This window comes from bacterium (genome assembly GCA_030652805.1).
GTDB lineage: Bacteria > JAHJDO01 > JAHJDO01 > JAHJDO01 > JAHJDO01 > JAHJDO01.
In genome coordinates this window covers 1-8,197 of the sequence record JAUSPT010000040.1, presented here as the reverse complement: position 1 = coordinate 8,197, position 8,197 = coordinate 1, and the positions used below count along the sequence as shown (strand labels likewise).

The window sequence follows — 8,197 nt, the reverse complement described above, 5'->3', positions numbered from 1 at the left end:
ACGCTTATTGAGTTGCTTGTTGTAATAGCCGTTATAGCCCTGCTTGCATCACTCTTACTACCAGCTTTGGCTAAAGCAAGAGAAATGGCAAGGAGCATAAAATGTATGAGTAACCTGAAGCAGATTGGACTAATAGCAACTATCTATGCTCAGGATTATGACGATTTTATGCCATGTAATTACACCGCTGCTGCTTCAGGCGACCCATTTTTATCCCAGCTGACAGATTATGGGCTAGATATGTCTCTTAATGGGAAACTTTGGAGATGTCCATCGCTAAATCGCGATTGGAGTGGCTTCACAGATTATCAAAGAGCCTACCATGCTCCATATGGAGGAACACCAATAAGAAAATGGCAATCTCGAAAATTAGGGAAACTTCCAGTACCTGCAGAAACACTATTACTTGCTGATACAGAACGCACAGATGCTGGTACTTTTGGTTATTGTATGGTTCCTGCCGCTGGAGTTGCTCAGGTTTCAGACCGTCATAATGGGAGGACAAATGTGTTATGGTGTGATATGCATGTTTCCAGTGAAGACCCTGCGCCGATAAATGCAGTCACAGCTGACACTCTTCTCCCATGGGACTCAGATGCGAATGGCATCTAACCAATACATTACCAACTTATCTTAACTTCAGGGTTGCAAGACTTATAAGAGCAAAAATTATAGATACTATCCAGAATCTAATTGTAACCTTTGGTTCATCCCAACCTTTTTTTTCAAAATGATGATGCAGAGGAGCTAGCATAAACACTCTTTTCCCTGTTATGCGAAATGAAACAATCTGAATAATAACAGATATAGCCTCCATAACAAAAATACCGCCAGCTATGACCAGTAATATCTCCTGTTTTACAATCACGGATACAAAACCAAGCGCTCCGCCTATTGCAAGGGAACCTGTATCCCCCATGAATATCTCTGCAGGATAGCAATTGAACCAGAGAAAACCCAGGCTTGCTCCTACCAGAGCGCTGCAGAACACAGCAAGCTCCCCGCTCCCGACAACGTTTATGATATTCAGGTATTTACTGAATCCAATATGTCCGCATAAATATGTTACTATAATGAACGTAATAGAAACCATCATTGCGCATCCAATAGCTAAGCCGTCAAGCCCGTCTGTAAAATTAACTGCATTTGAAGCCCCAACAATAACCAGCATAACAAATGGGATATAGAAATAGCCTAAATCAATAAAGAAATTTTTAAAAAGTGGAACTCCAAGCTTTGTGGCAAACTTAGAACTTACCGGATTATAATAAAGATAGAAACCTATAAAACCAGCAATAATGAGCTGGCCTAGTAATTTTGCACCTATCTTGAGTCCTTTGGCATTCTTTTTATGTATTTTTAGATAGTCATCAATAAAGCCAACTCCACCCATGCATAGAGTTATGAGTAAAACAAGCATTATGTATCTGTTTGTGAAATCAGCCCATAATAATGTAGAAATCAATAAAACCAGAAGTATTAAAACCCCGCCCATGGTGGGAGTGCCTTGTTTCTTTTGATGAAGAGTGAACAGGTCAGGACATTCTCCTTTTCTGATATATTGCCCAATGTTCAAATCCTGCAATTTTCTTATTACCCATGGCCCAAGAAATATACTCAACAGAAGCGCAGTTGTAGCTGCGCCTCCTGCGCGGAATGTAATATACTTAAAAACATTAAATCCGCTCCATACATTGCTGAGTGAATAAAAAAGATGATAAAACATTACGAATCCTTTAGTATTTCAAGTATGTTTTCAAGATGCATTGCTCTTGAACCTTTTAATAACAGAGTATCATTACTTTGCAGTATGCTCAATAATTTTTCTCCAACCTCCTCTGTGTTTTTGAATGAGAATATTTTGTTTCCACTGAGACCATTCTCTTCTGCAGTAGCAGCTGATAATCCAGCTAGTTTTCCTATAGTTATAAATATGTCTATTTGAGATTCCGTAACAAATTTTCCAACCTTCCTATGCTCTGACACCTCACAGGCGCCAAGCTCAAGCATATTACCAAAAATAAAAACTTTTCTATTTTTTGTCCCGTTGGGATTTGAATTAACATTTCTGAGCACTTCTAAAGCCGCTCTGGTTGAAGCTGGGTTTGCGTTATATGCGTCGTTTATTATAACAAGATCTTTTATCTTTATCATTTGCATTCTCATCTCTGGAGGTTTGAAGTTCCTCAAGCCGTCTCTTACAAGGTTTAGATCTTCACAAAACTGCAAAGAAACACTGGCAGCAGCTAATGCATTATAGACATTATGAATTCCGGGTACCGGCAGAGTTATTTTAACAGCGCCATTTAAAAGAAATTTTGTACCTGCAGGTAATAAACTAATATTCTCAGCCATAACATCAGCCTTGTTCTTTATGCCAAACGATATAACCCTGCATTTTGCATTGGCTTTAAGAAAGCTAAAATATTTATCATCCGCATTTAAGATTACAGCGCCTTCTTTAGTAACAAAGTCCAACAGTTTTGCTTTTGCGTTTACCAAGCCTCTAACTGTCTTGAAATACTGCATATGAGCTATGTTTATATTCGTTATAACTGCAATATCCGGATAGATAATCTCTCCAAGATTTTCCATTTCCACATATGAACTTATTCCCACTTCAAAGATACCAGCACTCGTATCTTTCGATAGTCTAAACGCTGTAAGCGGAACCCCGACTTGATTATTATAATTCCCTATTGTCCCTGTTATTTTGAGCTTCTGAGAGAGTATGCCCTCTGTCATATCCTTAACAGTGGTTTTGCCGTTACTGCCTGTAATACCAATAATCGGGATATCAAATTTCAACCTATAATACTTTGCTAAATTCTGGAGAGCTTTAAGAGTGTTGCTTACTTTAATAATAAAAGCTGGGGATAAAGTTTTGAGAGGAGAATGCAGGCTGGAAAGAATAATTCCTGATGCGCCACTTTTTATGGCATTACCGATAAAATCGTGGCCATCGAAATTATCTCCCTTAATTGCAATAAATAAGTCACCTTTTTTTATACTGCGGGAGTCTATTGATATGCTTCTAATCTGGAAATTTTGATCGCCCTTGACAAGCTGCCCTTTAGTAGCTTCTATTATCTCGTTTACATACAACGATTCCATACCGACAATCTACTACATTTTAGAAATTTAATAAATATTTTTTCGCAACCTGTCTGTCATCAAAGGGGACAACTGTGTCTTTTAATACCTGATAGGTCTCATGCCCTTTACCCAGAATCATTACCAGGTCATTTTCTTTAGCGAGTTCTATTGCTCTCCTAATAGCGCTTTTTCTGTCCGGTATAATCTCAAGGGCAGAACTGCTGGTGTCCTTAATGCCTTGAATAATTTCTTCAATAATCTTCATAGGATCCTCAGTTCTTGGATTATCAGAGGTAATGATAGTATAGTCGCTTAGTTCTGAAGAGATCCTTCCCATTTGTGGACGTTTCAACCTGTCTCTGTCTCCTCCGCATCCAAACACTGTTATTATTCTGTTGGGTGTTAAGTCTCTTGCAGTACTAAGGACTTGCTTCATACCGTCTGGAGTATGGGCATAGTCAACAATAATGCAAAAACCTGCGTCTGTGGTTATTTTCTCAAACCTGCCGGGAACTGATTTTAAACTTTCCAGTCCGGATTTAATTTCATCAAGAGACAGACCAAAAGCTAACGCAGCACTTGTGGCTGCAAGCGCATTATAGATGTTGTATTTACCTGTAAGATTAATCTTTACTTCTATGCTTTCAGAGCCTATGCGAAGTTTAAAACATGAACCATTAAGGGTTGATCTTATATCAGTTGCATACACAGATGCATTTGTATTTAATCCATAGGTAATAATATCAACCTGGCATACATCAAAAAATCGTCTGCTTACAGGATCATCTATATTTATGATGGCTTTTTTAGCAGTATTCTTTTTACTGCTCTTCCCCATTTGTTCAAAGAGCTGAAGCTTTGTGTCCTGATATTTCCCGAATGTTTCATGGTAGTCTAAATGTTCAGGTGTTAGGTTAGTAAAAATACAGGTGTCAAATTCAATGCCTGCTATCCTTCTTTGAGCAATTGCGTGAGAGGAAACCTCCATTACTGCAATCTCTGTGTTTACCTCTAACATCTGATTGAGCAATGCTCTTAATTGAATTGGGTCTGGTGTAGTATTTACAGCAGGTATGATCCTGTCTCCTATTTGATAATTGATTGTTCCAATTATTCCAGTTTTGTGGCCTGCTTTTCTAAAAATTTGATCAATAAAATAAGTGGTTGTTGTCTTGCCATTAGTTCCCGTTACACCAATAATGCTCATTCTATTTGAAGGATAGTTATAAAATGTGTCTGCTATTACAGGAAGGATCTTCTTCGTATCAGGAACTCTCATTATTGTTATATCTTCTAATACTTCTACATCCTTTTCTACTATGAGGGCTGCAGCTCCTCTGGAAATAGCATCGTTAATAAAATTGTGTCCATCTGCCTTTAGTCCTTTAATACTAATAAAGATAAACCCGCTCTTTACATTGTTAGAGTCAGAGGCGATTCCATTAATCTCTATATCTTTCTTACCAGATGTAGTAAAGCTCCCTAAATCAGAAATTAGCTTCTGCAATTTCAATGTTGTTCTCCCTTATCGGGGGAAATATTAAGATATCTTGCTACATCCTGCGCAACATTCTTGAATGCAGGAGCAGCAACGATTGATCCATAATATTCTCCTTGAGGCTCATTTACCATTATCAGTATTGATACCTGCGGGTTAGGGACTGGTAAATATCCTATAAAAGACGCTACGTATTTTTTATTGGAATAACCCTCTCCTGGTATGTATTTCTGGGCAGTCCCTGTCTTGCCTGCAATAGTGTATCCCTCAATCTGCGCGTTGATACCTGTTCCGGTTTCTACAACACCCGTCAATATTTCGCTTAACATTTTACTTGTCTCAGAAGAAATTACCCTGCGAACTACCTTAGGTTTGAATTCTTTTTTTATTTTTTCCCCTTTATCATCTATACTACTCACAATCATAGGAGTCATCAAGTTTCCCCCATTTGCAACTGCTGATATTGCAGTTATAAGCTGAAGAGGCGTCACTGATATCTCCTGTCCGAATGGAATAACCCCAACAGAAAGCTTTGACCATCTACTTAAAGAACGCAGTAAACCCTTAGCCTCGCCGGGAAGCTCTATACCTGTCTTTGCTCCAAACCCGAATAATCTAATATACTTATACAGCTCTTCTGCGCCGATTCTAGTACCTATCTTGGAAAATGCTATATTGCTTGATACTTCAAGCGCCTGACGGAATGTAATTTTCCCATATGGCTCATGGTCGTGTATTGTATGTCTCATAAATCTATATGAGCCGTTTTCAGCAAAAATAATATCCTCAGGTATAAACACTTTATTATTTAAAGCTGTTGCTGCTGTTATGACCTTGAAAGTAGATCCAGGCTCATAAGCATCTGTTACTGCTCTGTTTCTTCTGCAATCATGGGTAAAACTTCCGGCGTTATTTGGATCATATGTCGGTCTGTTAGCCATGGCAAGTATCTCGCCTGTATTTGGATTCATAACAATGCCTGTCACACTCTTAGGACTAAATTTTTCCACCAGTCTATCTAATTCACGTTCTAATATATGTTGTATAATTTCATCTATAGTAAGAACAATATTTGCGCCGTCTGATAAACTGGATATATGCGATCTGGATGAAACAAGTTCTCTGCCTCTAGCATCCTTCATGGTGATATAATAACCTGTTTTGCCCCCCAGCTCATCCTCGAAAAACTTCTCCGTGCCTTCTAATCCCCTGTTATCGCCACTGACAAATCCGATAACATGACTTCCTAATGTCCCTTTTGGATAAAATCTAGCGCTTTCCGGGCGAAACTGAACACCTTTTAATCCCAATGCCGAGATCTCGTTATACACTTCAGAAGATAATTTTCTGCTTAAAGTAAAAAGCCTTTCACGAGACTGAATTTGTTTTAGTATCTGCTCAGGATCTTTCAAGAGAATTCTTCCTAACTGCTCGGAAACATTCTTAGGATCTTTGAGCTTTTTGGGACTGATATAAAGGGTATAGGTCTTTATGTTTACTGCCAACTCTTTCCTGTTTCGATCGTAAATTATTCCTCTTTCAGTACTTGAGAAGATCTTCATCTTCTGTATTTTTTTAGCTTCTTCAGACAGCTTCTTATTCTGAAGTATCTGGATATAAAAAAGTCTCCCAATAAGAATAAGAAGAGCAATGTTTATCACTATCACAACAATTGCTGTACGACGTTTATGCCCAGAGTTTAGACTACCCATGATAAGTTCCTACTTCGTGTATAATCTTACTACACACCATCTTTTAGACGGGATGAGCCCCATATCCTTAGCTATGTTTTCTATGCGCTGAGGGGATCTTAAAGAAGCCGCATTCAGCTGTAAGATATGATTTTCTTCTATTAGCCTTATGCGTTCACTCTTTAACTTATTGATACAGTAGCCACTTTTCACAACCTCAATATGCTGCCATACGTAAAATATACCAAGCAATATAAAAGGAATAATCCATAAAAAATATCTAAATGTTGAAACTGTCTTTTGCAGACTTTTCCCTCTATGATATGCAGATAGAAAAATGTTTGTATGCATTTATTGTGTTTTTTCTGAAACTCTCAATTTTGCGCTCCCGGAGCGAATATTTTTATTAACCTCTCCTTCTGTTGGTGTCAGGGGTTTTTTAGTGATAATTTTAGCTTGTTCATTCATTTTAAATTCCTTGAACTTGTTTTTTGCAATCCTGTCTTCTAATGAATGAAATGATATTATGCACATTCTGCCTTCCTTTTTAAGAAGACCAAAGCCCTGTGTAACTGCAGTAGATAAATTTTCCAATTCATTATTTGTAGCTATCCTTAAGGACTGGAATACTCTTGTAGCAGGGTGAATTCTATATCTTTTTAGAGGAATAGCCTTCTTTATTATGGTTACCAACTCACCTGTTGTTTGTATAGACCCATTTTTCCTTTCTGTTATAATCCTAGAGGCAATTCTTCTGGAGTATCGTTCTTCTCCATATTTAAAAAAAATCTCCGTTAACTCGTCGTAGGATAAACTATTAATCAGATTCTGAGCTGTCAGGTTAGAAGAGCGATTCATTCTCATATCCAACGGCCCGTTTTTATTAAAACTAAACCCTCTTTCAGGATCATCTATTTGATACGAAGACATTCCAACATCAAAGATAATCCCATCTACTGCCTTGATATTTAATTGGCCACAAATATCTGTAATATTTAAAAAATTATCGTGAACAAGTTTGAACGAGCCGGCAAACTTTCTTAATCTTCTCTCGGTTATCTTCAAGACTGATTTATCGCAGTCTATGCCAACCAGAAAACCTTTGGGATGTATAACATCCAGTATTGCCTCAGAATGTCCTCCCTCACCAATTGTGCAATCAATGTATATGCCTTCAGGTTTAATACACAGGAGATCCAGTACTTCATTAAGTAAAACAGGTATATGCTTGAATATCAAATTTCCAATTGTTCCGCAATTTCATTAACAGATCTTTCTGTGTTTTTCGAATAAGAAATCCAATTTTCTCTGCTCCAGATCTCTATACGGCTCATAACCCCGATGATAATAACGTCCTTTCTTATTTGCGCATAATTCTTCAAATACAAAGGGATTGATATCCTTCCCTGCTTGTCTATTGTGCATTCAGAAGCACCGGCAAATAAGTGCCTGGTGTAAGCGCGAGCGTCCTTGCCGGTAAGAGGCAAGGCTTTTGTCTTATTTTCAAACAATCTCCATTCATCCACTGTAAATAAGAATAAACAGTTATCCAGTCCTTTTGTAATAATGAATCTTTCAACAAAAGTTTCTTTTATTTTCCCTCTAAGTCGCATAGGGACAATAAGACGGTTTTTCTCATCCAGTGCATGTGTAAATTCACCGTAAAACATAAGTTATCCCCACAATCCACAGCTTTTCCACATTTCCCTCCACTTTCTACCACACACTAGCATAATATTATGTACTGTGTCAAGCGATAGTCGTAACGCAGATGGAAATGGTAAGATACATCCTTACCCCCTAGGTGGAGGATACAAGGGACCCCATCCCGAAAGCTTTCGGGATGGGGTCAGGAAAATATTAATAGTATCTGCGAAAATATTTAAGGAGATAAGGAAAGAAGCATCATGTT

At 38.0% G+C, this 8,197-nt stretch carries 8 protein-coding genes; 1 reads left to right on the top strand and 7 read right to left on the bottom strand.

Annotation, left to right across the window (positions count from 1 at the left end):
* A partial coding sequence (locus Q7J67_04160) for a DUF1559 domain-containing protein (GenBank protein ID MDO9464473.1) occupies positions 1-612 on the top strand: 612 nt, incomplete at its 5' end.
* A gap of 16 nt (positions 613-628) precedes the next feature.
* Here the strand turns inward: Q7J67_04160 and mraY are convergent.
* The 7 genes from mraY to mraZ are packed head-to-tail and all read right to left on the bottom strand — an operon-like array spanning position 629 to position 7,955.
* The gene (mraY, locus tag Q7J67_04155; GenBank protein MDO9464472.1) at positions 629-1,726 is read right to left on the bottom strand and encodes a phospho-N-acetylmuramoyl-pentapeptide-transferase; all 1,098 of its coding nucleotides are present in this window, start codon (positions 1,724-1,726) and stop codon (positions 629-631) included.
* Positions 1,726-3,114, bottom strand: coding sequence for a UDP-N-acetylmuramoyl-tripeptide--D-alanyl-D-alanine ligase (murF, locus tag Q7J67_04150; GenBank protein ID MDO9464471.1), 1,389 nt, complete (start codon positions 3,112-3,114; stop codon positions 1,726-1,728). Before murF ends, mraY begins: the two co-directional genes overlap by 1 nt.
* A gap of 19 nt (positions 3,115-3,133) precedes the next feature.
* Complete coding sequence (locus tag Q7J67_04145; protein ID MDO9464470.1) at positions 3,134-4,609, bottom strand: UDP-N-acetylmuramoyl-L-alanyl-D-glutamate--2,6-diaminopimelate ligase; 1,476 nt, start codon at positions 4,607-4,609, stop codon at positions 3,134-3,136.
* Positions 4,606-6,306: a penicillin-binding transpeptidase domain-containing protein gene (locus Q7J67_04140; protein MDO9464469.1), complete on the bottom strand. Its 1,701-nt coding sequence runs from the start codon at positions 6,304-6,306 to the stop codon at positions 4,606-4,608. The genes Q7J67_04145 and Q7J67_04140 overlap by 4 nt, the downstream gene beginning before the upstream one ends.
* A 9-nt stretch (positions 6,307-6,315) precedes the next feature.
* A complete protein-coding gene (locus tag Q7J67_04135; protein MDO9464468.1) occupies positions 6,316-6,636 on the bottom strand; it encodes a hypothetical protein in 321 nt (106 codons plus the stop codon).
* Positions 6,637-7,524 (bottom strand): 16S rRNA (cytosine(1402)-N(4))-methyltransferase RsmH, encoded by an 888-nt coding sequence (rsmH, locus tag Q7J67_04130; protein MDO9464467.1) that lies wholly within the window; start codon positions 7,522-7,524, stop codon positions 6,637-6,639.
* Entirely contained in the window at positions 7,521-7,955 is a 435-nt protein-coding gene (gene mraZ / locus Q7J67_04125; GenBank protein MDO9464466.1) for a division/cell wall cluster transcriptional repressor MraZ, read from the bottom strand. The genes rsmH and mraZ overlap by 4 nt, the downstream gene beginning before the upstream one ends.
* Positions 7,956-8,197 lie beyond the last annotated feature (242 nt).

What these genes read in the sequence shown, in the direction of transcription:
- mraY (MDO9464472.1), bottom strand. Translation starts at nt 1,726, where the DNA reads ATGTTTTATCATCTTTTTTATTCACTCAGCAATGTATGGAGCGGATTT.
- murF (MDO9464471.1), bottom strand. Translation starts at nt 3,114, where the DNA reads ATGGAATCGTTGTATGTAAACGAGATAATAGAAGCTACTAAAGGGCAG.
- Q7J67_04140 (MDO9464469.1), bottom strand. Translation starts at nt 6,306, where the DNA reads ATGGGTAGTCTAAACTCTGGGCATAAACGTCGTACAGCAATTGTTGTG.
- Q7J67_04135 (MDO9464468.1), bottom strand. Translation starts at nt 6,636, where the DNA reads ATGCATACAAACATTTTTCTATCTGCATATCATAGAGGGAAAAGTCTG.
- mraZ (MDO9464466.1), bottom strand. Translation starts at nt 7,955, where the DNA reads ATGTTTTACGGTGAATTTACACATGCACTGGATGAGAAAAACCGTCTT.